General features: G+C 46.7%; 28 protein-coding genes. 14 read left to right on the top strand and 14 right to left on the bottom strand.

What is annotated here, in order from left to right; genetic code table 11:
• A partial coding sequence (locus tag ABJO30_14375) for an FAD-dependent monooxygenase (GenBank protein MEP3234007.1) occupies positions 1 to 545 on the bottom strand: 545 nt, incomplete at its 3' end.
• Positions 546 to 548: 3 nt separating this feature from the next.
• Positions 549 to 797 (bottom strand): zinc-finger domain-containing protein, encoded by a 249-nt coding sequence (locus ABJO30_14370; GenBank protein MEP3234006.1) that lies wholly within the window; start codon positions 795 to 797, stop codon positions 549 to 551.
• Positions 798 to 949: 152 nt separating this feature from the next.
• On the opposite strand from ABJO30_14370, the gene ABJO30_14365 reads away from it, so the two are divergent.
• From ABJO30_14365 to ABJO30_14350, 4 genes are all read left to right on the top strand, one after another.
• Positions 950 to 1,714, top strand: coding sequence for an alpha/beta hydrolase (locus ABJO30_14365; GenBank protein ID MEP3234005.1), 765 nt, complete (start codon positions 950 to 952; stop codon positions 1,712 to 1,714).
• A 188-nt stretch (positions 1,715 to 1,902) separates the two neighbouring features.
• Positions 1,903 to 2,748 carry a serine O-acetyltransferase gene (gene cysE / locus ABJO30_14360; protein MEP3234004.1) on the top strand — a complete coding sequence of 282 codons (846 nt, stop codon included), beginning with the start codon at positions 1,903 to 1,905 and terminating at the stop codon, positions 2,746 to 2,748.
• A 103-nt stretch (positions 2,749 to 2,851) separates the two neighbouring features.
• Positions 2,852 to 3,067: a DUF3126 family protein gene (locus ABJO30_14355; GenBank protein MEP3234003.1), complete on the top strand. Its 216-nt coding sequence runs from the start codon at positions 2,852 to 2,854 to the stop codon at positions 3,065 to 3,067.
• A gap of 253 nt (positions 3,068 to 3,320) precedes the next feature.
• Positions 3,321 to 5,474, top strand: a complete 2,154-nt coding sequence (locus ABJO30_14350; GenBank protein MEP3234002.1) for a methyl-accepting chemotaxis protein — start codon at positions 3,321 to 3,323, stop codon at positions 5,472 to 5,474.
• A gap of 6 nt (positions 5,475 to 5,480) precedes the next feature.
• Here the strand turns inward: ABJO30_14350 and ABJO30_14345 are convergent, their stop codons facing one another.
• Entirely contained in the window at positions 5,481 to 6,092 is a 612-nt protein-coding gene (locus ABJO30_14345; GenBank protein MEP3234001.1) for a hypothetical protein, read from the bottom strand.
• A gap of 262 nt (positions 6,093 to 6,354) precedes the next feature.
• Between ABJO30_14345 and ABJO30_14340 the strand changes: the two genes are divergently transcribed.
• Positions 6,355 to 6,696, top strand: coding sequence for a hypothetical protein (locus tag ABJO30_14340; protein ID MEP3234000.1), 342 nt, complete (start codon positions 6,355 to 6,357; stop codon positions 6,694 to 6,696).
• Positions 6,697 to 6,824: 128 nt separating this feature from the next.
• Here ABJO30_14340 and ABJO30_14335 read toward each other — a convergent pair whose 3' ends face one another.
• From ABJO30_14335 to ABJO30_14325, 3 genes are all read right to left on the bottom strand, one after another.
• The gene (locus ABJO30_14335) at positions 6,825 to 7,346 is read right to left on the bottom strand and encodes a transglutaminase-like cysteine peptidase (GenBank protein ID MEP3233999.1); all 522 of its coding nucleotides are present in this window, start codon (positions 7,344 to 7,346) and stop codon (positions 6,825 to 6,827) included.
• 800 nt (positions 7,347 to 8,146) lie between these two features.
• Positions 8,147 to 8,710 carry a PilZ domain-containing protein gene (locus ABJO30_14330; protein ID MEP3233998.1) on the bottom strand — a complete coding sequence of 188 codons (564 nt, stop codon included), beginning with the start codon at positions 8,708 to 8,710 and terminating at the stop codon, positions 8,147 to 8,149.
• A gap of 194 nt (positions 8,711 to 8,904) precedes the next feature.
• Entirely contained in the window at positions 8,905 to 9,525 is a 621-nt protein-coding gene (locus ABJO30_14325) for a PAS domain-containing protein (protein MEP3233997.1), read from the bottom strand.
• 434 nt (positions 9,526 to 9,959) lie between these two features.
• Here ABJO30_14325 and ABJO30_14320 point away from each other — a divergent pair, with 434 nt between their 5' ends.
• Complete coding sequence (locus ABJO30_14320; protein ID MEP3233996.1) at positions 9,960 to 10,745, top strand: rhomboid family intramembrane serine protease; 786 nt, start codon at positions 9,960 to 9,962, stop codon at positions 10,743 to 10,745.
• A gap of 118 nt (positions 10,746 to 10,863) precedes the next feature.
• Positions 10,864 to 11,295, top strand: a complete 432-nt coding sequence (locus ABJO30_14315) for a CBS domain-containing protein (GenBank protein MEP3233995.1) — start codon at positions 10,864 to 10,866, stop codon at positions 11,293 to 11,295.
• Here the strand turns inward: ABJO30_14315 and ABJO30_14310 are convergent.
• The 3 genes from ABJO30_14310 to folE form a co-directional block, all read right to left on the bottom strand.
• Entirely contained in the window at positions 11,283 to 12,233 is a 951-nt protein-coding gene (locus ABJO30_14310) for a patatin-like phospholipase family protein (GenBank protein ID MEP3233994.1), read from the bottom strand. The genes ABJO30_14315 and ABJO30_14310 overlap by 13 nt on opposite strands.
• 185 nt (positions 12,234 to 12,418) lie before the next feature.
• Entirely contained in the window at positions 12,419 to 12,841 is a 423-nt protein-coding gene (gene hisI, locus ABJO30_14305) for a phosphoribosyl-AMP cyclohydrolase (GenBank protein MEP3233993.1), read from the bottom strand.
• Between the two features lie 70 nt (positions 12,842 to 12,911).
• Positions 12,912 to 13,529 (bottom strand): GTP cyclohydrolase I FolE, encoded by a 618-nt coding sequence (folE, locus tag ABJO30_14300; protein MEP3233992.1) that lies wholly within the window; start codon positions 13,527 to 13,529, stop codon positions 12,912 to 12,914.
• Between the two features lie 215 nt (positions 13,530 to 13,744).
• Between folE and ABJO30_14295 the strand changes: the two genes are divergently transcribed.
• On the top strand, positions 13,745 to 14,173 hold the full coding sequence (locus ABJO30_14295) for an iron-sulfur cluster assembly scaffold protein (protein MEP3233991.1): 429 nt from the start codon (positions 13,745 to 13,747) through the stop codon (positions 14,171 to 14,173).
• Positions 14,174 to 14,194: 21 nt separating this feature from the next.
• Here ABJO30_14295 and ABJO30_14290 read toward each other — a convergent pair whose 3' ends face one another.
• Both ABJO30_14290 and ABJO30_14285 read right to left on the bottom strand, forming a co-directional pair.
• The gene (locus ABJO30_14290) at positions 14,195 to 14,344 is read right to left on the bottom strand and encodes a hypothetical protein (protein MEP3233990.1); all 150 of its coding nucleotides are present in this window, start codon (positions 14,342 to 14,344) and stop codon (positions 14,195 to 14,197) included.
• A 27-nt stretch (positions 14,345 to 14,371) separates the two neighbouring features.
• Complete coding sequence (locus ABJO30_14285; GenBank protein ID MEP3233989.1) at positions 14,372 to 14,599, bottom strand: hypothetical protein; 228 nt, start codon at positions 14,597 to 14,599, stop codon at positions 14,372 to 14,374.
• Positions 14,600 to 14,813: 214 nt separating this feature from the next.
• On the opposite strand from ABJO30_14285, the gene yidD reads away from it, so the two are divergent.
• Positions 14,814 to 15,104 carry a membrane protein insertion efficiency factor YidD gene (yidD, locus tag ABJO30_14280; GenBank protein ID MEP3233988.1) on the top strand — a complete coding sequence of 97 codons (291 nt, stop codon included), beginning with the start codon at positions 14,814 to 14,816 and terminating at the stop codon, positions 15,102 to 15,104.
• Between the two features lie 123 nt (positions 15,105 to 15,227).
• On the top strand, positions 15,228 to 17,171 hold the full coding sequence (gene thrS / locus ABJO30_14275; GenBank protein MEP3233987.1) for a threonine--tRNA ligase: 1,944 nt from the start codon (positions 15,228 to 15,230) through the stop codon (positions 17,169 to 17,171).
• 16 nt (positions 17,172 to 17,187) lie between these two features.
• Here thrS and ABJO30_14270 read toward each other — a convergent pair whose 3' ends face one another.
• Positions 17,188 to 17,937 (bottom strand): metallophosphoesterase family protein, encoded by a 750-nt coding sequence (locus tag ABJO30_14270; protein ID MEP3233986.1) that lies wholly within the window; start codon positions 17,935 to 17,937, stop codon positions 17,188 to 17,190.
• Positions 17,938 to 17,973: 36 nt separating this feature from the next.
• The gene (locus ABJO30_14265) at positions 17,974 to 18,978 is read right to left on the bottom strand and encodes a hypothetical protein (GenBank protein ID MEP3233985.1); all 1,005 of its coding nucleotides are present in this window, start codon (positions 18,976 to 18,978) and stop codon (positions 17,974 to 17,976) included.
• 115 nt (positions 18,979 to 19,093) lie between these two features.
• On the opposite strand from ABJO30_14265, the gene ABJO30_14260 reads away from it, so the two are divergent.
• From ABJO30_14260 to ABJO30_14245, 4 genes are all read left to right on the top strand, one after another.
• A complete protein-coding gene (locus ABJO30_14260) occupies positions 19,094 to 19,702 on the top strand; it encodes a nitroreductase (protein MEP3233984.1) in 609 nt (202 codons plus the stop codon).
• A 40-nt stretch (positions 19,703 to 19,742) separates the two neighbouring features.
• Positions 19,743 to 20,339 carry a flavin reductase family protein gene (locus ABJO30_14255; protein ID MEP3233983.1) on the top strand — a complete coding sequence of 199 codons (597 nt, stop codon included), beginning with the start codon at positions 19,743 to 19,745 and terminating at the stop codon, positions 20,337 to 20,339.
• 51 nt (positions 20,340 to 20,390) lie between these two features.
• Positions 20,391 to 21,563: a lytic transglycosylase domain-containing protein gene (locus ABJO30_14250; GenBank protein MEP3233982.1), complete on the top strand. Its 1,173-nt coding sequence runs from the start codon at positions 20,391 to 20,393 to the stop codon at positions 21,561 to 21,563.
• Between the two features lie 96 nt (positions 21,564 to 21,659).
• On the top strand, positions 21,660 to 22,802 hold the full coding sequence (locus ABJO30_14245) for a DUF2336 domain-containing protein (protein MEP3233981.1): 1,143 nt from the start codon (positions 21,660 to 21,662) through the stop codon (positions 22,800 to 22,802).
• 44 nt (positions 22,803 to 22,846) lie between these two features.
• On the opposite strand, the gene ABJO30_14240 is transcribed toward ABJO30_14245, so the two are convergent.
• A partial coding sequence (locus ABJO30_14240) for a hypothetical protein (protein ID MEP3233980.1) occupies positions 22,847 to 23,518 on the bottom strand: 672 nt, incomplete at its 5' end.

Genomic DNA, 23,518 nt, shown 5'->3' with positions numbered 1-23,518 from the left:
GTTTTATCAAACGCTTCACCGCTCGCCGCGTCTATGATTGCACGAAACGCAATGCGGTTTGAGAATTTGGCCTCGACGTTGCCAATGCGTTGGCGCGTGGTGGACCAAACACCGTCTGCACCGATAACGGGCGTATCGTTCTGCTCATCCAACGTCTCACCAAAGTGGATGGGAATGCCCGCGTCTTTACATGCTTGATGCAATACGCCCATGAGATCAGCGCGATGGACTACGAGATAGGGCGCGTCATGACGTTTGGCGAAGGGGGCGCCCAAGGGCATTTGCACAATTTCGCGGTGGGTCGTGCTCGCCCGTATAGTGACGGCTTGGGTCGCGTGGGCGCGTTGTTTGAAAACGTCACCAAGGCCAAGACCTGCCAACACATGAAATGCATTCGGCGTTATTTGTATGCCAGCCCCTTCATCTGCAAGGGATGGGCGTTTTTCAATGATTTTAGAGGCAATACCGCGCCGATGTAAGCAAAGGGCAGTCGTTAGCCCCGCAATCCCAGCACCAACAATTGTGAGGGGTGCGCTGTTTGTCACAGGCTAGGCGGCTGTTTCTTCTTTATAGAGATTGCCCTCAGGCACAGTCTCATAAGCCGTCAAATGCGGGTTATACTTGTAAAGCGTTGAGCAATACGGGCAGACCTTCTCATTTTCCGAACCCATGTCGATAAAGACGTGCGGATGGTCGAACGGAGCCGAAGCGCCGACACACATGAACTTCTTCACGCCGATTTCGATCTGTTCTACGCCAGAATCATTGGAGAAGTGTGGGATAGGTGCATCTGCCATTTGTGTTTTCCGTTTTTAGTGCTTTAGAGCAGTTACAGAATAGGTGCTGATTTGGCGAGATGCTAGTACAAAAAAGTTTTATAGCCATTTGATCTATTCACAGTTTTTCATCAACACGCTACATGATGGACAAACAAACGCGGAGAATCCCTATGCCAAGCATGCCTTATAGTTTCGATTCAGATGGTGTTGAGATTGCCTATTTGGACGAGGGCGAAGGCGAACCGATTTTTCTGGTTCATGGCTTTGCCTCCAACGCGGGAACAAATTGGATTTTTCCAGGTTGGGTTAAAACACTGACACAGGCTGGATATCGTGTGATCGCACATGATAACCGAGGCCATGGTAGCAGTGAAAAGCTATATGAATCAGAGCATTACACCTCAATGAATATGGCGGAAGATGTGCGCCGTTTGATGGACCATCTTCATATCCGCTCAGCTTATGTAATGGGCTATTCCATGGGCGCGCGCATTTCTGCTTATCTCTGTCTCAACCATCCAGAGCGTGTGAAGGCTGCGATCTTTGGCGGCCTTGCTATGGGCATGGTGAATGGTGTGCCAGGGTCAAAGGAAATCGGCGATGGTTTGGCGGCGGAGGATCCTGCGACAATTACTGATCCACAAGCGATTGCTTTTCGAACCTTTGCGGACCAAACAAAAAGTGATCGTTTGGCGTTGGCGGCCTGTATTAGAGAATCACGCTCACAAATTAGCGCAGAGCAAATTGGCAACATAAACCAGCCCGTTTTGGTGGCTGTTGGCACAACAGATGATGTTGCGGGCGATATGGATGAATTCGTTTCGCTGCTACCAAATGCTGAAGCCTGCGACATACCCAACCGAAATCATATGCTGGCCGTTGGCGATAAGGTTTATAAACAAGCAGCCTTGGAATTCTTATCGCGGCAAATTTAAGAGCAAATGGCGGCTATGCGTGAAATTGAAATAGGGCAGTAAAAATCCAAACAAAATGCTGAGTTTTCCGCCGATTCAATTTACCTTAAGAATAGGTCATCCCTTTTGATGCGTCATTTTGTTTTAATTTCGTCGCAATGCCATTATATAGAGCATTAAGAGCTGAAAAACGCAGCTGACTTGAGGATATGATATTGGCAAATACATCAACAGGCGTCGTGCTTTCGACAATTGATCCTATGTGGCAAGAAATTCGCCGCGAGGCAGAATCTGCTGTGGCACAAGAGCCTGCGGTTTCAAGTTTGATGCATTCTGCAGTGTTAAACCATGAGCGGCTTGAAGATGCGGTTGCTGCGCGAATTTCTGATCGTTTGGAGATTAGCGACGTCCGTTCATCTGATTTACGTGATGCGTTTCGTGAAGCTTTTGCAGATCAGCCGAATTTAAAAGAAATTGTCCGCGCCGACCTTACCGCTGTTTATGAGCGTGATCCTGCTTGTGAACGGTTTATTGAGCCGTTGTTATATTTCAAAGGCTTTCAAGCCATTCAAGCCCACCGCCTTGCGCATTGGTTGCTCGCACGCGGGCGCAAAGATTTTGCCCTGCTTATTCAATCAGCGGTGTCTGAGCGTTTTCAAGTCGACATCAACCCAGCGGTAAAAATAGGCCGCGGCTTCTTTATGGATCATGCAACGGGCGTGATTGTTGGAGAGACGGCGGTAATTGGTGATAATGTCTCCATCCTGCAAAATGTTACCCTTGGTGGTACTGGCAAAGCAGGTGGTGACCGCCATCCGAAAATTGCTGATGGTGTATTGATCGGTGCTGGCGCCAAGGTTTTAGGTAACATCACAGTTGGCCATTGTTCGCGTGTTGCGGCGGGGTCTGTTGTTTTGAAAGATGTGCCGCCAGAGATGACCGTTGCTGGTGTTCCTGCAAAAGTCGTTTCGCAAACAGGATGTTCCGAACCATCACGCAGTATGGATCAAATTTTGGCTGAGAAAGATGACCTTTATCTCGGTGAAAACATCTAATTCCTCAAAGTTTGTCTTTCGCAAGGGTTCCATCTGTTTAAACTGCATGCCATAGACGGCATTACAATTTATCGTTTCCAACTTTCAAAAAACGGAGCCTGTTTTGGACAAGACCGAACTTCAAAAACTACAAAATTACCTACGTGGTCTCTTCAATACGGATGCCTTGGAAGTAAGAGGGCGACCGACCAAGAAAGATTCTGTCGAAGTTTACATTTCAGACGAGTTTGTTGGTGTTATCTATGCTGACGAGGAAGATGGCGATCTTTCTTATGACATGAACATCGCCATTTTGGGTATTGACCTCGATCAAGACTGATCGAGTTGTATCCTAAATACCTATTTTTGTAGTATTCGTATAATACCGCAAGAATTCATATTTACCGATTGCTATAAATCGAGTGTTCGTTATCGACGCTCGATTTTTTTTATTCTGGTTTTATATTTCGATTTTCAGTTATCAGGTTATTGTTCCTATTTTTTTTGATTGTTTTGTTTCCGTTCAAACGTTGGTAACTATTGTTAGCTAGAATTTCAGCCCTGTGTTGGTGGAAATGTCTAGGAATTTTGAAATGAAATTTAAGCTATCTGCAAAAATGCCGGCGATGATCGTTGGTGCGGCAATGTTTGTTGGCCTCGGAATTGGTACTGTTAGTTTCTTTACAGCAAAAAGTACTATCGAGGCGCTTACCGCTGAGCGATTAGCTTCTAGTGCAACTGCGATGTCAAATGAACTTGGACATTACCTCCATGGCATTCAGACTGATGTTACATTGACGGCGACTAGCCCCTTCACAGTAAAAGCAGTGCAAGAATTTTCTGAAGCGTGGAATGTATGGTCAGTCTTAGGTGGAAATCCTGAGGAGCTTTTGCAGAAAAGCTATATAGAAGACAATCCACATCCTTTGGGTGAGAAACACCTTCTTGAAGAAGCTGGATCTGGTAGTCATTACGATAAGGTGCATAAAACGTACCATCCATGGTACACGGATTTGATGGAAAGCCACGGCTACTACGATATTTTCCTGTTTAATGAAGACGGGAACTTGATCTATTCGGTGTTTAAAGAAGCTGATTACGCAACAAATTTCAAAAAAGACGGCGGCAAATGGTCTGCGACTGATCTTGGTGAGGTTTTCCGTCGTGGTTTTGCTGCTCCCGATGATAATCCAATTGTTTTTGAAGACTTTGCGCCTTACGGACCGAGCGCGAATGCGCCTGCGAGTTTCATTGCTCACGGGGTGAATGATGAAAATGGTAAGCGAATTGGTGTCTTGGCCTTCCAAATGCCTGTTGACCGACTGAATGAACTTTTCAGCGAAGTAAGTGGTATAGGCGAGACGGGTGAAGTCGCATTAGTAGGCCCAGATGGGGTGTTGCGGAATGATTCAACCTCCACGAAGGTCAATGATATCCTGAAAACCAAAGTTGAGTTACCGTTTGTTCCAGCCGGTGATCTGAAATCAACCGTATCAGGTTCTGCGACGGCTTATCGAAGTGAGTTGATGAATTTATCCGTCGTGCCACTTAATTTTGGCGGTGTGAATTACCGTGTTATTGCAATGCTCGCGCAATCGGAAATGATTCAACCTGTTTATTCGATGCGTGATCGCATGTTGACCATCGGTTCTGGTTTGCTCCTCATTGTTGCGATTGCGGGCTTGTTCCTTGGTCGTGTTCTAACGGCACCAATTACGCGTCTTGTTAATCAAATGAGAGAGCTGGCTGGAGGTAGCAATGATATTCAGTTGCTCTTTACAACAAGATCTGACGAGGTTGGCGATATTGCGCGCACAGCCCAAATTTTCCAAGAGAATGCTATTGAGCGGGCTAGGTTGGAAAACGATGCTAGTGCATCACAGATGGCTCGCGAGGAACGTGAGCAAAGAATTGAGCGTTTAATCAATGACTTTAAAGGTAATGTAGCAAAAGCTCTTACCCGTGTTAGCGAAAATACGGAAGGTGTGGCCACCACAGCAACTGATCTATTGAAAGTTGCTGACGGTGCCAGTGAACAGGCCGTTAGTGCTTCGTCTTCATCAGAAGAAGCTTCAGCGAACGTGAGTTCCGTCGCGAGTTCAGCAACACAGTTGAACAATTCAATCAATGCGATTGGTGATACAATTGTAACCACAACAGGCATTGTCAACAAAGCGACAACAGCTGCTCAAGATACAAATCAGCGAGTAAAAGACCTCGCTGACTCTGCAAGCCGGATCGGTGCAGTGATTGCACTTATTCAAGATATCGCAGAGCAGACGAATTTGTTGGCACTTAATGCGACCATTGAGGCTGCTCGTGCAGGTGACGCTGGGCGTGGATTTGCAGTGGTTGCGAGTGAGGTGAAGAGCCTTGCAAGCCAAACAGCGAAAGCGACAGATGATATCACAACGCAGATCAATGAAATTCAATCGTCTACCAAAGGCGCCGCTGAAGCCATTGAATGGATTGCTTCAATTATGGGCGATGTTGACAGTCAAGTGACAACAATCTCGACTTCAGTTGATGAGCAAGCCGCTGCAACACAAGCAATTTCTGACAATGTTGGACAAGCGGCAATCGGTACGTCAGATGTTTCTCAAACGATGATTAGCTTGGACGAGGCGACACGAAAAACGCGTGAATCCGTTGTTAAAGTGAACTCAGCTGTTGAAACTGTTAATCAGGAAACTGATGAGCTAAATCGCACTATCGAAGCATTCCTTGCTGATGTTGCTGCAGCTTAAGGCGAATTAGTTGGTTGTTCGCATTGTAGCGAGCAACCGCTTTACGCGTTCATCTAAAACCTGCCATTCCGCCAAGTGTGAATGGTGGAAGCGCACATAGACGTTTATGCCGTCTTCAAACGTAAACTCATAGATACAAGTTGGTTGAAGGTTATAAGTGCCGGATTTCCCTTTTTGCATGCAACGGGTCAAAAAGATGTCGTCGCCGTGCTTAGCGTATAATACGTCCTCCGATAAATAGCCCGACGAACGGTCTAATTCATTGCCGATAAGCCCTGCAGGGCCACGCCAAGGCGATTTTGAGAAGTATCTGCGATATAACCCATTGAGTTTCTGCTCGGCCGAATTTAGAGGCTCTCCTACTTCCAACGTTACAAAAACCAAATTACTCGTTCCATTGATATTCTGGAATGTGGCAGCATCGTCTTTTGTGAAGCCCTTCATGCTTGGCCATTGGATGAATAGATCGAGCTTACTCAGAGCAGGGCTTGTGCGCTGTTCTTTGAAACGGATCATATTCTTTGGAACATATAAGCGCGTATCGGCGATTGTGATATTCGTCGACGAGGTATCCGATGAGAAACCGCCCAGCGTTTCGGGGTTTGTATAGAACCGCAACGCGATGAAGATCACGCATAGGAATATGAGAACAAACAATATTCCGAATATGATCTTCTTCGATAGGTTCATCGGCGGCCATGGTCTCCATAAATAGCGTCGCTACTATTACTGATTCAGTTCCCCTGCGTCTCCACATACAAGCGAATGCGCACACTTTTTGGCATCTAACTTGCGAGGTTATGGAAGAAGAGATGCTTTTCGTATCAAAATGGCACGAAAATCGCGTTTTTGACCGTTAAATTAAGGGGAACGAAATATAATGGCACAGTTTGAACTTATGCTGACAGGCTACATTATCATCACTGGTTTTGTATGTTCGGCGGTGTTGGGAAGTTTTTGGCAAATTTTTAGATCAGAACCTGTTGGGTTCTCTGTAACCTACTCATCGTGGATGGCCGGTTTTACAGGGGTCATTTTCTGCGTGTTTGCAGGCCCCTTTATCATTGTCAGAAATTCCATTCGAGGCCGCAAAATTGAAGGCCGTCCTCTTGGTTGGGTCGTGGCAGCTAGTGGTATTGCTTCCTTGTGGAGCTTTTGCACAGGCTTAGTGATCATTCAATTTGCATTGAGCTTTCGAGATGGGATCGCCGCAGCGATCTAGTCTCTCTTACTAGGCATTGTTCCAAAACAAGCCCTAAAAAGGGGAAGAGCCGATCCTGGGGAAGGATCGGCTCTGTAACCCGGTCACGGGGTGGGACGGGGAGTGTGGGATGCGACCGGGAAAGTGAATTAGTTCGTAGCGAGGGATCCAACTGAACTCACACGGCCATCGTTGATGGTTTCCCATCTACCAGTGTGGTTCTTTGATTGGCGCTTAAGGAAGGTGTAGCTAGTCTGGTTCCAAAGCACGACTTCTGTCTCTAGGTTGTCAAGAACGAGGTCACCGCGATCTGTACGAACAGTTAGTACTGCATGACCTTCACCGTTGGCTTGACGAACGACAGTGATAAGCAACGCTGCTGGCGGCCAACCCATTGCCATCAAAGCGCGGCGTTTTACGAGAACATAATCCTCACAATCGCCTGCTGTGTCTGAATAAGTCCAAAATTCTTCAGTGCCGTAAAGCTCAGCATCAGTGAATGGCGCGATTTGAAGGTTTGCGTCATAGTTTACCTTCAACAAAGCATTCCAGTTTTGTTCATTAAGCTTCACCCGAACATCACCGCGTGTTTTTGTGCGGCATTCTTCAGGGCTTGTTTTGCAGAACTGGTAATGGCCAATTGGAATACTAGTCTGACCCGCAGTTTTCATGAACGCGCCATTACTAGCTTCGGCTTGATTAGCTACTGTTGTAACAAGTGTAACTGCTACTGCGAATTTAATAAGAAATCTTGTAGTCCCAAACATATCTAAACTCCCACATTTCGATGGAGCCAAATGTATTCGGAATGTTTTTACTTCAGAAAAATATCCATTACTGCATTTTATTCAAATTAATACTTGTTTTTATTCAAATACCTAGAAAATTAGATGTTGTATTTATTCAAATGTTTCGAAAAGTTTCTGAAAAGTAGAATCAAAATAGATTCATTTTTATCTAAAATTGTATCTAACGGCACTGAAGGCAGGTGTCTTATATAGGGGGATGATGAAATGTCGCGCCAACAAGGGGTGTTTCTTGGTGGGTGTTTTTTGAAAATAATTTAATTATTACAATAGTTTAGTTTGTTTTTCGATGGCGTTGGATAGATGTGGAAACGCTGATTTTTGTCATTGTCAGATTGCTGATGAATTGCCTTGAAGTCGTGCATGTTTTAGCCCCGATCGACACCATATTCTGGGCTGGATAGCGCTGAAATTCATTTTTGAAAATGAGGAAGTGCTGTTCAAAGGGGAGGTCGAGACAAAAATCGAACCCAAAATGGCGTCAAATTCTTTTTAAAAAAGATCTGCGCACAGTTTATCATGATGAATGATTGATTACGAAATGGCTCTTTTTGAGAGGAAAACGATTTCGTAGATCGTGCTGCTTCAATTTTTTATGCACTTGAAACGAAAAAGCCGGCCTTAAAGAGGGCCGGCTTTTACGAAAAAACTGTCTTGCAGAGGATTTATTTGGGTTCGCCTGCTTGCACTTTGGCAAATTCAACAGCGACGCCTTCTTCAAAGACGCGCACAACGCGTGATCTGACCTTGCCAACCATCAACAATGTGCCAATTTCGACCTTCACATCGAATGAGAGGGCAGCACCTGATAGGGACATATCCAAAATTCTCGCGTTTAGCTCTTGTCCAGTGGTCAAAGTTACCTTTGTAAATGGATTATTTGGCGCTTCACGATCATGGCGTCGATCTTCAGGAAGGTTCAACTCATGGCGGTTTGTCAGCCAAGTAAGCTGAGCTGAAAGTTTTTCGCGCTTATGCTTTGTTGCCTCAATGGACATGGCAAAGCCACCGTCAAAAAGGCGCGTGATCTGGCCTTCTACACGACCGACGTGATCAATATAAGCAATAATTTTTTCACCAAGCTCGCCAGAAACAGGGCAGGTCATTGCCAAGCTACCTGGTGACATATCCCGTATTTGGCACGGAAACTCTTGCGTGTTGGCTAGCATGTAACGGCCAAGGGTATTGATTTTGACACGTTGGAAGCTACGCCGGTCCAATTTCGGCATATCAGCTCGTTGTCTTTTTGATTTTAGAGGACTGAACATTTGCTTCCGACAATTTTTTGTTTTGTTGTTTGCCAGAATATAGTGACAGAGTTAACAACTCCTTGTTTGTAGCCGTAAATTTTAAAATATATAAAGTAAAAGCCTGTCTTGGTGTCCAAAACAGGCTTTTGTAGGTGTTTTTTTATGGCGTCGCACTACGATTGTGCGCCACCGTCAAGAACTTGGAGGTGTTTGACCCGCCGCGCGCCTCTAACCGTGAAGGGGACAACGTTTGGCGATGTATCTTCACTTGCAAGGGGACGAGAGATCTCGTTTTTATGTTGGTGCGGCATGATCATTCGCAAACTTGCAAGGTGCAAGTCTTCAATTGGTTCGATACCTGCCCAATATGGCACCTTCAACGGAACGATACTGCCAATGATACGGGCATCAGTTTTGCCATTGAGGCGAAGAGGTAGGATGAGCATTTCGAGTGGCATCGATTGGCCCGATTTGTTTTTGCCAATTAGTCCCAGCACACTGACGGTGCTATCTTGGCATGCACTGTGAAAAAGCGTTTGGACGGCTTCGGCACTTTCCTTCTCAAACAGGCTTAAAGCATTGTTCTCTTTGAGTTCACGCCCAAAGACGCTGCATGTGCGCGTTCCAGCAAGTCTGAATGAATAGGTGTCAATATCATCGACCTTCAAGATAAACGTATCTTTGAGTATGCCGCGAATGTCAGCTGGTTCAATTGCTGAGCGTTCGGGTGCAGTTCTACGGCCTCGAATCCGGTTCCAGTATATGTAGAGCTCGTTCGTATGATCGTGTTTCAAATCTGCCACCCTTAGTAGACGGTCCCAAAATGGTTCTCTTGGGACAATTATTTTTTGTATTTGACCGAGCTGTCCCATTTTGGAGCAGCTTTTATCGCCAACATGTCTGTTTAATGAGGGTGTTGCAGAGGGTGTGCCAGTTTTGTGAATTGGAGAGGAGAGGGTGCTTTTAACGGCTTGTTAACGTTAACGAACAGTTAAGCTTGTGGGGGTGGGAATTGGGTGTTAATACCTCGTTAACTTCTCCGCTCCTTGAGCGTGTTAAAACTAGACTGGTTGTTGGGATGCGACCTGCCGTTCATCGAATAGATGAACGGCATTTTTTTTGCCCTGAACACGATAACCAGAAAATTTATGAAGCTTTTTTGATGCTATGTATCGCTATATGAGAAAGTTTTGCTAAAATTCGCCAAACGATTGAAAGGCGAATATCCTTGTCCGACTATAATAATCAAGACCATGATGACGAGAACCCAGAGTTGTTAGGGCAGCCAGAGCGCCAACCTGCGTTCAACGTGCCGACTGTTATACTCATTCTTGTGGCGATAATGACTGGGGTTCACCTGTTTCGTGAATATGTTTTAAGTGCTGCGGGTGATCGTGAGCTGCTGTTGAGCTTTGCATTTTTCCCTGTTCGTTTCGATTCCGAACTCATGGTGCGTTGGGGGGATCTTTTTCCAGATACAGTTGTTGGTCCGTACGGAACTTTTGTAACCTACGGTTTGATCCATGGGGACTGGATCCATTTGATTGTTAATGGGTTTTGGCTTTTGGTGTTTGGTAGTGCTCTTGCGCGTCGTTTTGGTGCAGCGCGTTTCTTGCTCATCACTGTACTTGGAACAATTGCGGGTGCTGGCTTGCATTTGTTGACTAATTTTGGATCCAGCATTCCTGTTGTGGGAGCATCTGCGGCAATTTCTGCTCATATGGCTTGTGCCGCACGGTTTGCCTTTGTGCCTTATGGACCTTTGGGGCGGCCGCGTTCAGAACATCCTGGTGCATACTTCCTTCCGTCTTTGTCCATTCTGGAAATGTTGAAGAACACACAAGCGGCAAGCTTTTTGGCGATTTGGTTCGCGGTGAATTTGTTGTTTGGCTTAGGTTCGGGGGTAATTGACGGGCAGGCTAGCATTGCTTGGGAGGCGCATATAGGCGGCTTTTTGGCGGGCCTTTTTCTTTTCCCAATTCTGGATCCGGCTCGTAATCTCACGGCACCTTAAAGTTTTTGACGCCTTACGCGGACGAATCGTCCCTTTTGTGTTATACTAAAGTTTAGTGCCCTGGTTTGTCTTAGCGCTATTCAGGGTCAAGGGATCACATGAAAAGGAGGCAAATACAATGAAACTTGGACAATTGCTCAATCAAAAGGGACGAGGCACGATTACGGTTGGGCCAAACGAAACCTTAGCATCTGTTTTTGGGATGCTTGCCGAAAAACGCATTGGTGCTCTTGTTGTTTGTGATAGCAACGAACTGGTAATCGGCATTATTTCAGAACGTGACCTTGTTCGTTCGATCGCTGATGAGGGCGAACGTGTTCTCTCATGGCCCGTTGCCAATGTGATGACAAAAGACGTTGTGACATGTTCAGAAGATGAGACAGTCAATGATGTTATGGAGAAAATGACGGCAGGCCGCTTTAGGCATATGCCGGTTGTTGAGGCGGGCAAACTTTCAGGCGTCATTTCAATTGGCGATGTGGTGAAACATCGCATTGAAGAAGTTGAACGTGAAGCGGCTGATATTCGCGCTTACATTCAAGCAGTTTGAGCGATCGGTTCTTTTGCTGGTGCAAGTTGCTGCACGATGGTTTGGGCAGCGGCATAGCCTGCATCAATGGCATCGCCTGCGCGATGAAAATCGAACATGCCAATATCGCCAACCGATGGCATGATAAGCGTATCGGGTGGATCGCCTGCTAATCGTGAGCGGGCGACGCGATCTTGTATGATGTTGTATGACTGAACCAGCACGGACGAAATACCTGGCGCGTCTTTCTTCTCATCGGCCATTTGGCCATCAAGTGAATTCTTAGTGTCACCGTGATCTTCGTCATTAGGAGATGCGCTCGGCATGTTGCCTATCTGATCATGGTTTTCTGTCTGGGATGGGGTGTTGTTCATCATCGAGTTTGCAATGACGGTTCCCATGCCCACGCCTGCGGTCGATAGGCTGACGCCAATCACGTAATTTGCTCCCATCGCCCGACACGCGGTGATCGGAACAGGGTTGACCAGAGCGCCATCTATAAGCCAGCGATTGTCGATGTTCACTGGTTTGAAAATGCCGGGCAGGGCGTAAGACGCTTGTAAGGATTGGCTCAGGTTGCCTCTCGACAGCCAGATCTCATTGCCATTTTCAAGCTCAGTCGCCAAGCAACTAAAGGAGGTATCTAAGTCTTCAATTTGGATGCCAGCCAAATTTTTCATCAATAGTTTTGCAAGACGGCTACCGTTGATAAGGCCGCTTCCCGTCAGGCTCACATCCAGCAGCGCGAAGACGCGACGTTGTGTGAGTGAGCGAGCGAAATCTTCAAGTTCATCAAGCTTGCCAGCAGCCCAGCAGCCGCCAACCACAGCACCCATGGAAGTGCCAGTAATGATGTCAGGTTTAATGCCCGCTTCATCCAGCGCTTTCATAAAGCCGATATGGGCCCAGCCTTTTGCGGCACCGCCACCCAGTGCCAAACCTATTGATGGTTTCTGCATTCTCACACTCCTTGCGGATCTAAAGCATAACATTGAGTTGTAACTATAAGATGAATGTGGGAATTTTATTTAATAACAACAACTTACATTCACTTGATAAGGAGTTGATTCGAGTGTTTGGGGTGGGTTTCACTTCAAGTTCACGAAGAGATTCAAGAGGTTGAGGTTAAGAATCTGATTCAGGTTTATTCAGTTTCGTCATGATGTGTCAGCGCGCTATTTGTAGGGCTTTGGGTGTTGATATCGACGGTGCGATAAAAGCAGGATTTAACATGGCGGTGGCAGTTGGAGCCATCACCTGCCGTACTCACTTTGATGAGGATGACATCTTGGTCGCAGTCCGTGCGCATTTCTTTTACGGTCTGTATTGAGCCCGACGTTGCACCCTTATGCCATAGCTCTTTTCGAGAGCGAGACCAGTACCACGCTTCACCTGTTTCAAGTGTCTTGGCAAGGGATACTTCATTCATAAAAGCGAACATCACGACTTCACCCGTTTCGGCATCTTGTGCGATGCACGGGATTAATCCGTCAGCTGCAAATTTTGGGGTGAGTTCAGTGCCTTCTTCAAGTGAGTTTTTATCACCTGGTAATTTGAAAAGTGTCATGATCGCTAGTCCCTAAACAGGCAAGTAGCCCGCTGTAAAAATGTCTAGCGATCTTCTATGACAAAAGAGGTTATTTTCCAAATCCTCTGATCAACTGCATAAAGCGCACCTGCTCGTCAGCCTCTTCTTTGAAGATGCCTGTGAATTCAGTTGTGACAGTTGAAACACCTGCTTTTTGAACGCCGCGCAAAGACATACACATGTGTTCTGCTTCCATAAGAACTGCAACACCGCGAGGTTTGAGGTTCTCATCAATGGTGGAGGCGATTTGTGTGGTCAAATTTTCTTGGGTCTGAAGGCGACGGGCGAAAATATCCACAACACGGGCAAGTTTAGACAGGCCAACCACGCCGCTTGAAGGATAATAAGCAACATGCGCCGTGCCGATGAACGGCACCATGTGGTGCTCACAATGTGAATAGAAGGGGATATCGCGTACAAGCACGATGTCGCTATAACCACCCACATCATCAAATGTGGTTTTTAGAACCTCGGCTGGATCTTCGTCGTAGCCTTTGAAGAATTCGCCATAGGCTTTTGCTACGCGTTTTGGTGTATCTAGCAAACCTTCGCGGTCCACTTCTTCACCTGTCCACGCTAAAAGCGTGCGCACGGCCTCTTCAACTTTAGCCCGATCAGGCTTGTTTTGGTCGGTATTCTTCTGTTCTTGATTTACAATTGCGTCCATAGGATCGCTCCTGTTCTAACGTTTATCTGGTCGCCCAGAACTGTTTCCAAACATGCGTGATCCTGTTACCTTAAGTTGCCCCGAGGGGCTTATGGCGCTATCACTCGCACTTAATAGTACTATGGGTATACAGTGTGCTGCAACCCTCGTTAATTATATGGGTGTAATTGCGGCATATGACAATAACGTTTCGATAAACTTTTTTGGACTTCTCCATGATTGATGATGTTTATAACGGTAAAATCCTTGAGTTTGCAGGCAATATCGAGCGGATAGGGCGACTTGATAACCCGTCGGCCAGTGCCAAAGCGCATTCTAAATTATGTGGATCTACCATTGTTGTGGATGTCATCGTTGAAGATGGTGTTGTCAAAGATTACGCCCATGAGGTTAAGGCTTGTGCCTTGGGCCAAGCTTCATCCAGCATTATGGCACGTCATGTTGTTGGGACATCGGTTGAAGAGCTTAAAGCGTTAAAATCAACCATGCACGCGATGTTGAAAGACAATGGCCCGCCACCCAATGGCAAGTTTGACGACTTTAAATACTTAGAGCCTGTCCGTGATTACAAAGCCCGCCACGCAAGCACTTTGCTCGCTTTTGATGCGATTGTTGATGCATTCGAACAATGTGAATGCGCTTAAGGCGAGTTCTCAAACTTATCTTTATGCAAAGAAGCTGGCTTGAGCGACAACAACATCAATGGTTTTGGCTGGCTGTAGCTCACTTACGTGGGTTGAGAGAAAATTATCCAAAGCAGACGCACCAACGGTGAGCGCGATGATTGCTATTGCTGTGTAGATAAGAATCTTCATTGTAAGGTCCCTTTGCTGGTTGGTTTCTTATTTGTTGAACTTTAAGTTCTGAAATAGGTTGTTCAGCTCTTTGTCGCTTAGGCCGATATCAACAGTTCCGGCAGATGGATTGCGGTGGCTTTTAAGCGAATTAACAACGGTGATCTTTGTTGAATTTGGCTCACCAAGGTTGAATTCAGCGACTTTAAGGTCTGCGTGAGCGCTTGATGCAGCCATAAGACCGGCGAGTACTGTAAGTGAAAGAAGTGTTTTCATTGTTTGTCTCCATCGTTATTTTTAGCTGTTTGTCTGTGTTAATAACCAAGTGGGAAATGGTTCAATCAAACACCAATCAAACAACCCTGACAAAATCACGCGCCATTATCACGGCGCCGTGAGTGGCGGCCTAAATAGCTGGAAATGAATGGAGAAATGACATTGGCTGCACAGAAAACCGTGACTTTTTCTCCAAATTTAGTAGATTGAAACCATGCTTCGACGTTTAATTCGCATTTATTCCCTCGCCATTTCACCGCTGCTTGGCCAAAATTGTCGCCATCAGCCGACTTGTTCTGCTTATGCGGACGAGGCGATTAAGCGGCATGGGGGCTGGGCAGGGTTTTGGATGACCTTGGCGCGGTTCATTCGTTGTGGTCCGTTTGGCACCTCTGGATATGATCCTGTCGATAAAGAATTAGACGCCCGTGCACGTTGGTATTTGCCATGGCGATATGCCCGCTGGACGGGTAAGCATATTGATCCAGACACACGGCTTGACTGATAAGCTTGTGTTGGCTCGCCAATAGGGGTTGATTTTTCAATCAAAATCATCGCAAAACGAGCAGTATAAAAACAACCCGCTTACCCGCATTTGTGCGCGGCGATTGAGCTAGGAGAAAAGCTTATGATTACCCTTTCATTTCCCGATGGCAATAAACGTGAATTCGACGCAGGCGTAACTGGCCTCGATGTCGCAACCAGCATTGCTAAATCTTTGGCCAAGAAATCTGTCGCGATGAAACTCGACGGCGAATTGTCTGATCTCAGTGATCCAATTAGCAAAGACAGTGCGATTGAATTCGTTATGCGTGAAGATGACGACGCGCTTGAACTTATTCGCCACGACTGCGCCCACGTTTTGGCTGAAGCCGTGCAAGAACTGTTTCCTGATACGCAAGTGACCATTGGGCCGGTAATTGAAAACGGCTTTTATTATGACTTTGCCCGCGAGACGCCTTTTACCCTTGATGACCTCGCTGTTATTGAGAAGAAGATGCGCGAGATCATTCAGCGCAATAAGCCTTTCACCAAAGAGTTTTGGTCACGCGAAAAAGCGAAAGAGCATTTTGCCGCGAAAGGCGAGGACTATAAAGTAGAGCTTGTTGATGCGATCCCTGAAGGGGAAGACTTGAAAATGTATGCGCAGGGCGATTGGATCGACCTTTGCCGTGGGCCGCATATGACGACGACTGGTAAGGTTGGCGATTCATTTAAGTTGATGAAAGTTGCGGGCGCTTATTGGCGTGGTGACAGCGACAACGAAATGCTGACCCGCATTTACGGCACAGCGTGGGCGTCTGACAAAGACCTCAAAGCTTATTTGCATATGTTGGAAGAAGCTGAAAAGCGTGACCACCGTAAGCTTGGCCGCGAGATGGATCTGTTCCACTTCCAAGAAGAAGGACCAGGTGTTGTGTTTTGGCATGCGAAGGGTTGGACGCTATTCCAAAACCTCGTCAACTATATGCGCCGCCGTTTGGAAGAAGACTATGATGAGGTGAACGCACCGCAAATTCTCGATAAAGGCTTGTGGGAAACATCAGGTCACTGGGAATGGTACCGCGAGAATATGTTTGTGACATCGACTGAAGATGATCGCACCTTCGCAATTAAGCCGATGAACTGTCCGGGCCACGTGCAAATTTTCAAGCATGGTTTGAAATCTTACCGCGACCTCCCGTTGCGTATGGCAGAGTTTGGTGCGGTATCTCGTTATGAGCCATCTGGTGCGTTGCACGGTTTGATGCGCGTGCGAGCGTTTACACAAGATGACGCGCACGTCTTCTGTACCGATGAGCAAATGGCGGAAGAGTGCCTCAAGATCAATGATTTGATCTTGTCGACCTATGCCGACTTCGGCTTTGACGAAATTGTCGTGAAGCTCTCAACCCGTCCTGAAAAGCGTGTTGGTTCTGATGAGCTTTGGGATCGTGCTGAAAGTGTGATGGGTGAAGTTCTTAAAACCATCGAAGAACAATCTGATGGCAAGATCACCACAGACATCTTACCAGGTGAGGGCGCATTTTATGGGCCTAAGTTCGAATATACTTTGCGCGATGCGATTGGCCGCGAATGGCAATGTGGTACGACACAGGTAGACTTTAACTTGCCTGAACGTTTCGGCGCTTTCTATATTGATGCCGATGGCGAGAAGAAGCACCCTGTGATGATCCACCGCGCAATTTGCGGCTCAATGGAACGTTTCCTTGGTATCTTGATTGAGAACTTCTCAGGCCATTTCCCATTGTGGATGGCGCCTGTGCAAGCGGTTGTGACAACGATCACATCTGACGCAGATGATTACGGTCGTGAAGTGGCTGCCACGCTTAAGAAGGCGGGTATTAAGGTCATTACTGACTTCCGCAATGAGAAGATCAACTACAAAGTGCGTGAGCATTCACTGGCGAAAATTCCAGCGATTGTCGTTTGTGGTATGCGCGAGGCTGAAGAGCGTTCGGTGAATATTCGTCGTTTGGGTTCAAAGCATCAAACATCAATGACACTTGATGAAGCGATTGCGTCTCTTACTAAAGAAGCAACAGCACCCGACCTACTGCGCGACGAATAGGGGGTAGCCCCTCGGCTTATGGATTGGTTTGAAGGAAGCGGTGTTCGTTTCCTTCAAGCACCACCGCCGTCAAATTACCCGTATCATAACAAAGCGTATCGACATTAATGCGGTTTGCCATGATTTCTGGCTTTTGGTGGGGTGTGTGGCCATGAACGATGACCTTTTCATGTAAACCAAGATACGAAATAAACTCGTCCCGAATCCACATGATATCGAGTTCGGATTGGTCTCCTAAGGGTAAATTCGGGCGAATACCTGCGTGAACAAACATATAATCTCCTGCAATATGCGAGATATCTAGTGTCTGTAGGAATTCTATATGTGATTGAGGAACTGCTTCATTCAATTCATTTGCGAATGATTTTATGCGTGCTTCGCTGGCGGCTACTTGTGGCGCTGTAACTGCGTAGGATGATGCAAAGGTTACGCCCCCATAGGTCAAAAATGAGTTTGCAAACCTCAATGGGTGTTCAAAAAACTGGAGTAACTTATCTTCATGATTGCCTTTCAAGCAAACCACATTGGGGTCAGCGGCACGGCGTTCCAGCAAATATTGTAAGCAACCCGCAGAATCGGGGCCGCGGTCAACATAGTCACCGAGGAAGATGATCTTGTGGCTCTCAATAGGTCGCGCGAGCAAGTCATCTGAAATCATCTGATCAAGCGCTTTTAGCTCATCAAGACAGCCATGACTGTCACCAATGGCATAAATGCGCATATCATCAGGTGTGCGGGCGTCATTTAATGAAATCGTCGGCATCATTTTCTCGGCTAATGCTGTTCGTCGTTGTGGTTCTAATTATGGCTTTAGAATAACTTCTACGTCTTTATGTAGACCACTTTCGATCGAGAATTGTTTTGAGTGGTTTTTGCCTTCATGCTGCGCGAAAGCGATATAGTCGCCAGCGGCCAAAACCAACTTTGGAAACGAGCTTGGGATGGTGTTAGCCACAGGGTCGCCGCCCGGTGTGAGGACGGTCCAAGAGGTGTTTGCGAGCGCTTCTCCGCCTGCTTCACTGACGAGTTTTAGGCTGATCTCAGCGCCGCGCTGATAGAGCGTTAGCTCAGTCAATTTGCCGGTTTTTATGCGCACTTCCGCCGTTGCTTGTGAATTGATATCACCGAAATGACTGGTGACGTGATAATTGCCTTCACTCAGTTGAACCAATTCGTTGGCTTCTAGATCATTTGCCACGGTGCGCAGTCCGCTTCCCTCATGGCGAGCGACTTCAAAACGCAGATATTTAGACGGGATGATGTCGCCTTCGCTAAAGGCTGCGTTAAGGCGTAGGCCACCTGCTTTGATTTCAAAGGCGCTGCTGGTTGTTGGCGGTAAGACTTTGACGCGTTTGGTTCGCCCAGCATAACCAAATGCCCCGTGAACCAGATAATAGCCTGCCTTCACCCGAAAGTTGGCTTTGCCGCCGCTGTAGGTCCCTAGAAGCGGAAGCTTTCCATTTGCCCCTGGTACTTCACTGTAAATTCGCCAAGTCATGCCTTTTTCCAATGCTTCGTCGCTACCAGCGATGGTCGCACTCAGATTGAGTGTTGCGGCTTCATTTGGGAAAATGGTGTCTTCTGATGTATCCCGCTTGAATGTCGGAAGCGGTTTGCTTCGATCGTCTGGTCTGACAGTTGGAAGCGGTAAAACTTTTGCGCCTGTTGGCAGTGATTGGGCGGACGCTTTTCCTTGCGCGCTTAGATCAACGGCATAAAACGTAAAAACCATTGCTACAAACACGATGGCTGCGTAAGTTTTTGTGAGTATTTCGGCTGAAAAACCTGAGATGAAAGTCTTTCTCACGATTGAACAAATTCCATTTTAGCTTAGGTTGATCATAGGTTAGCGAACCCTAGCGATATTCCATCGTTCGGATCAAGCCGAATTGCTAAAATGCACTGCAAAATTGGGACAAATGATGTCAACACCCTTAAAAAATGCTGAGAAAAATGAGGTCCTGCTATCTCATTTGCAAAAACGACGCTCTGTTCCGTCATTAAATTTAGCTGGTGATAGACCAGATGATACGAAGATTGCCGCCATGCTTGAGATTGCAGCGCGGGTGCCAGACCATGGAAAACTTGCGCCGTGGCGGTTTGTTGTTTACCCGCAAATTGCTGGCGGTGAGATTGGCACTTACCTATCCCAACTTTGGGGCAGTGAGAATGCAGAGGCATCTGAGGAAAGATTAGAGCTTGAGAAAATCCGCTTTGCCCGTGCTCCCTTGGTAATTGGTGTGGTGAGTTGCCCGATCAAAGATCACAAAATTCCCATATGGGAACAAGAGCTTTCAGCAGGGGCCGTGTGCCTCAATCTCATTCACGCAGCTTACGGTTATGGCTATATCGGTCAATGGCTGACGGAATGGTATACGTTCAACGAGGCAGCCGCTCGCCACCTTGGTGCTGGCGCGGGGGAGAGGTTTGCTGGATTTATTCATATTGGTTCACCAACCATCGAGCCAAGCGAACGTCCTCGGCCTGTTATCAATGACATCACAACCACATGGTCTGGTTCCGCCGCTTAAGCGGAACATTCCCAAGCGACTTAAATTGGAGACGTTTTATATGTTTTATGAACCCAGAAAAGGCAATCATGGTTTGCCGCGCGATCCGTTTAAGTCGCTGGTTGCACCAAGGCCAATTGGCTGGATCGGAAGTTTTGCGGGTGATAGAACGCCGAACCTTGCGCCTTATAGCTTTTTCAACATGGTGGGCGGCAACCCGCCAATTGTTTATTTTTCCTCGGAAGGTCCAAAAGATAGCTCTACAAACGTGGATGCGACGCGTGCGTTTTCTTGTAATTTGGTCGGTGAAGCGCTGACCCATCAGATGAACAAATCATCGGCTGGCGTTTCATCTGATATAAATGAGTTTGACCTTGCGGGCCTGACCCAAAAAACGTGCAGCATGGTTGATGCGCCTTATGTTGAAGAGGCCTATGCTGTTCTTGAATGTGTGCATTTAGAAACAAAACCGTTGATCGACCAGTTTGGCGAACCGACGGGAGCGATCATGGTGCTTGGTGAAGTTGTTGGCGTTCACATCAGCGATGATGCACTGACGGACGGCTTTTTTGATTCGACAATTGTGAAGCCGCTCGCACGTATGGGCTATATGGAATATTCGGTTGCTGATAAACCGTTCTCTCTCGATAGGCCTTAAGATTTTATTTACCATGTTTCGCCACCTTCGAAATGAAGGATTCTGAAGAAAATGACTTCAATCGAAGACGTATCAGTTAATGGCTACAGCGCAAGCGAGAGGGTTGGAAACGCCCTCAAAAGTGCTGCCCAAGCGACAGGCGTTGATTTCGATTACCTCGTGAAGACGGCATACCGCGAAAGTTCATTCAGACCTGGCTTATCTGCAGATACCTCATCCGCGACAGGATTGTTCCAGTTTATTGAGCAAACGTGGCTTTCAACGGTTAAAAGCGATGGTGCAAAATTCGGGCTTTCGTCAGAGGCTAATGCCATTCAAAAGGGGAGCGATGGAAAGTATACTGTCGCAGACCCTGAGCGTCGCCAACAGATACTAGACCTTCGTAAAGACCCTGTTCTGTCAGCCAATCTTGCCGGTGTTTTGACACAGAAAAATCAAGCTTATTTGCAACAAGCAACTGGCCTTGAACCAACTGCGGGTGAATTGTATATCGCCCATTTTCTAGGTGCTAAGGGAGCGGCGGATTTGATTTCTGCAGCTCAATCAAACCCGACGCAAAAAGCGAGCGATATATTTCCGCAAGCGGCCCAAGCCAACAAGGCACTTTTTTATGGCAAGGGTGGCGACAGCAATACTGTGCAACAAGTCTATGCAAATCTGATTAGTAAGCACCATGATGTTGGTGAACCTTTGCCCTTGAGACCTGAGCCGGACAATATTCTAAAAAGCCATGCTGCTGAGACGGGGCAAAATTCGGGTGAAACGAAAGTTGATGGAGCGCAAGCTGCGTTTCTTGCGGGGCATTTTGGCTCTGCTGCAACGGCGTTCTCTGCGGGGCTTGAGGGGCGGGAAGCGGGCTTTGATGCTCTGTTTGGGGCAAAACCCAAAGATGGTTCTTCCTTCTTCTTGCCAAAATCACGCTATGCGGCGGAAGGCACGGGCGTTGCGGACCCAATTGGCGGAGCGAGAGCTGTGCAAGCAGATAGTTATCAAGGCACGATACCTAGTCGTTATGGGCGCGAGGATGCGGCTGTGGTGGCTGAACAAGCTCCCGCCACGCCGTCTGTGTTTAATCAAGGAAGTTTAACTGAATTCAACGATCCGGTGTCGCCACCCATTAGCGATAGTTTAAAGCCGCAGATCATTACAAGTTCAGAGTTTGGCAAGACTGACCTGCCGCTTGATCTTGTGCAATACTTAAAAGCTTATCAAAAAAGTGAATAAATAAGTTTGTTTTGTTGCTTTTTCAAAACAGGGTGAACGAAGAATTAAGGCTTTGCGCGGTAGGTTGTCTTCAATCAAAACTAAGCACAGCGTTTCATGATCGTAGAACAGTTCATTCAATGGGTAACGACCGCGCCTCCTGAAAAGAGAGCTAAGGCAACAAACGCTCTTGCGCGGGCCTATCTTGAATCCCATTTATCATCTGATGATTTTGATGCTGCGGAAGCAGCAATGACCTTTCTTTTGGATGACCCAGAAGATGGCGTGCGGCTTGCTCTGGCGGAAGCTTTAGCGGGTGCTGAAGAAGCGCCTCGTCATGTGATTTTGGGTCTACTTGATGATAGGCCAGAAATTGGCGCCATGGTTGCGGCTCGCTCTCCTTTGTTGATCGATTCTGAATTGGTTGATATTGCGGCTAGCCGTTCGCTTCCATTTCAATTAGCCGTCGCGGCCCGTGAGGAAGTTTCTCCGGTTGTTAGTGCGGCTATTGCTGAAGTGACGCCTTACCGGGTTTGTATGAGGTTGCTTAGCAATCCTAATGCCGGAATTTTACCGCGAACATTGTTCCGCTTGACCGAGCGCTTTGGTATCGATCCTTCGATGCAGCAAGAGCTTTTAAAACGCGACAACCTTCCCATCTCTGCACGCCAACTGATTTTGGCAAATATGAGTGATGCTCTTTGCGTCAGTGCTGTTGAAGCGCGGCAAATGGAAGCTGGACGTGTTGAAGACGTGTCGCGAGAAGCCCGTGACCGTGCAACACTGACGCTTGTTCGCAATATGGATGACGATGAAATTCCAGAATTGGTTGAACATCTGCGTGATACAATGCAGCTGACGACTGTTTTTCTTTTGCGGGCAATTTGTGCAGGCCAAGTTCACTTATTTGTAGAATCCCTGTCGCTTCTTTGTGACGCATCCGCTTCGCGCGTGATGGCTTTGTTAAACGACAATTCATCCCGCGCATTGCGCACGCTTTATCTCAAAGCTGGCCTTCCTGAGGAGGCTTATCCAGCCTTTGCCATTGCCTTTGAAGTCTATCTTGAACAAGGCTCTGTGCTTGATCCCCGCGATCAATACCGCTTCACCCGCACAATGATTGAACGTATTTTAGAGCGTTATAAATCTGTGACCTTCGGTGAAGTCGATGAGTTGCTCTCAATGCTTCGTCGATTCTCCTCAGAGACTGCACGAGACGCAGCACGTGAGTATATGTCTGGTCAAAGACAGGTTGCGTAAAGCTGCTCCCCATCAACATATTCAAAGAATAATCATAGGACGCATTAATTGATGCTCGGTATGTCGTCAATGTCCCGACTGGTGTCTATCTTGTCCTTCCAAAGACCTTGTATACGACCTTTTATGGTTGGGTAGTGACACTTTGCAAGACTGAATTGCGGGAAAAAGCGAATGCCTTTCGTTCGTCGAGTTTTACCTCCGATCTTCCATTTCACCGCTTCCAATATGCTTCCTACATCTCTGTAATCTATAGTAAATTCTAAATGCTTCGATTCTGGTTTATTTGCATTGAGAATCATAAAGACTTTATTATTTTTTATATCAGATTTTTTAATCAAAAATATCTTATTTTTACTCCCCTTACTCACATTATAAATTGAATTTTCTGATATATAAACAACTTCAGTATCGACAAAACAATTGCCGTCATTATATCGGTACCAATAGCCTGTGATATCGTCACCGCTCTTTCGGCTCGGCGAAAGTGAAGATGAAATTAGGTGGTTTATATCTCCTATCAAAACGCCACTTATTAAAAAGGTGATGGTAAGAAAGCCAGCTAAAACCATAGGTTTTTGTTCATCCTCAGACTCTGGATATATACCTGTTGCCACATCGTGGAGCAGTTCCCCACCTAGTTTAAACAAGAATGAAAATGGAATGAATATGTATAGGTAACTGGCGTAGCCATGTATCAGGTAAGCGAGGTAATTAGG

The sequence above is a fragment of the Hyphomicrobiales bacterium genome (genome assembly GCA_039973685.1).
In the GTDB taxonomy this organism is placed as follows: Bacteria; Pseudomonadota; Alphaproteobacteria; order Rhizobiales; family JACESI01; genus JACESI01.
This window is presented reverse-complemented; position numbering and strand designations above follow the sequence as displayed.

Excerpts from the sequence above, each read along its gene's own strand:
- ABJO30_14285 (MEP3233989.1), bottom strand. The coding sequence starts at position 14,599 with ATGAAAACACTTCTTTCACTTACAGTACTCGCCGGTCTTATGGCTGCA.
- thrS (MEP3233987.1), top strand. The coding sequence starts at position 15,228 with ATGATTACCCTTTCATTTCCCGATGGCAATAAACGTGAATTCGACGCA.
- ABJO30_14350 (MEP3234002.1), top strand. The coding sequence starts at position 3,321 with ATGAAATTTAAGCTATCTGCAAAAATGCCGGCGATGATCGTTGGTGCG.
- ABJO30_14290 (MEP3233990.1), bottom strand. The coding sequence starts at position 14,344 with ATGAAGATTCTTATCTACACAGCAATAGCAATCATCGCGCTCACCGTT.
- ABJO30_14260 (MEP3233984.1), top strand. The coding sequence starts at position 19,094 with ATGTCAACACCCTTAAAAAATGCTGAGAAAAATGAGGTCCTGCTATCT.
- folE (MEP3233992.1), bottom strand. The coding sequence starts at position 13,529 with ATGGACGCAATTGTAAATCAAGAACAGAAGAATACCGACCAAAACAAG.
- hisI (MEP3233993.1), bottom strand. The coding sequence starts at position 12,841 with ATGACACTTTTCAAATTACCAGGTGATAAAAACTCACTTGAAGAAGGC.
- ABJO30_14250 (MEP3233982.1), top strand. The coding sequence starts at position 20,391 with ATGACTTCAATCGAAGACGTATCAGTTAATGGCTACAGCGCAAGCGAG.
- cysE (MEP3234004.1), top strand. The coding sequence starts at position 1,903 with ATGATATTGGCAAATACATCAACAGGCGTCGTGCTTTCGACAATTGAT.
- ABJO30_14315 (MEP3233995.1), top strand. The coding sequence starts at position 10,864 with ATGAAACTTGGACAATTGCTCAATCAAAAGGGACGAGGCACGATTACG.
- ABJO30_14255 (MEP3233983.1), top strand. The coding sequence starts at position 19,743 with ATGTTTTATGAACCCAGAAAAGGCAATCATGGTTTGCCGCGCGATCCG.
- ABJO30_14295 (MEP3233991.1), top strand. The coding sequence starts at position 13,745 with ATGATTGATGATGTTTATAACGGTAAAATCCTTGAGTTTGCAGGCAAT.
- ABJO30_14335 (MEP3233999.1), bottom strand. The coding sequence starts at position 7,346 with ATGAAAACTGCGGGTCAGACTAGTATTCCAATTGGCCATTACCAGTTC.
- ABJO30_14330 (MEP3233998.1), bottom strand. The coding sequence starts at position 8,710 with ATGCCGAAATTGGACCGGCGTAGCTTCCAACGTGTCAAAATCAATACC.
- ABJO30_14340 (MEP3234000.1), top strand. The coding sequence starts at position 6,355 with ATGGCACAGTTTGAACTTATGCTGACAGGCTACATTATCATCACTGGT.
- ABJO30_14310 (MEP3233994.1), bottom strand. The coding sequence starts at position 12,233 with ATGCAGAAACCATCAATAGGTTTGGCACTGGGTGGCGGTGCCGCAAAA.
- ABJO30_14370 (MEP3234006.1), bottom strand. The coding sequence starts at position 797 with ATGGCAGATGCACCTATCCCACACTTCTCCAATGATTCTGGCGTAGAA.
- yidD (MEP3233988.1), top strand. The coding sequence starts at position 14,814 with ATGCTTCGACGTTTAATTCGCATTTATTCCCTCGCCATTTCACCGCTG.
- ABJO30_14270 (MEP3233986.1), bottom strand. The coding sequence starts at position 17,937 with ATGATGCCGACGATTTCATTAAATGACGCCCGCACACCTGATGATATG.
- ABJO30_14245 (MEP3233981.1), top strand. The coding sequence starts at position 21,660 with ATGATCGTAGAACAGTTCATTCAATGGGTAACGACCGCGCCTCCTGAA.
- ABJO30_14365 (MEP3234005.1), top strand. The coding sequence starts at position 950 with ATGCCAAGCATGCCTTATAGTTTCGATTCAGATGGTGTTGAGATTGCC.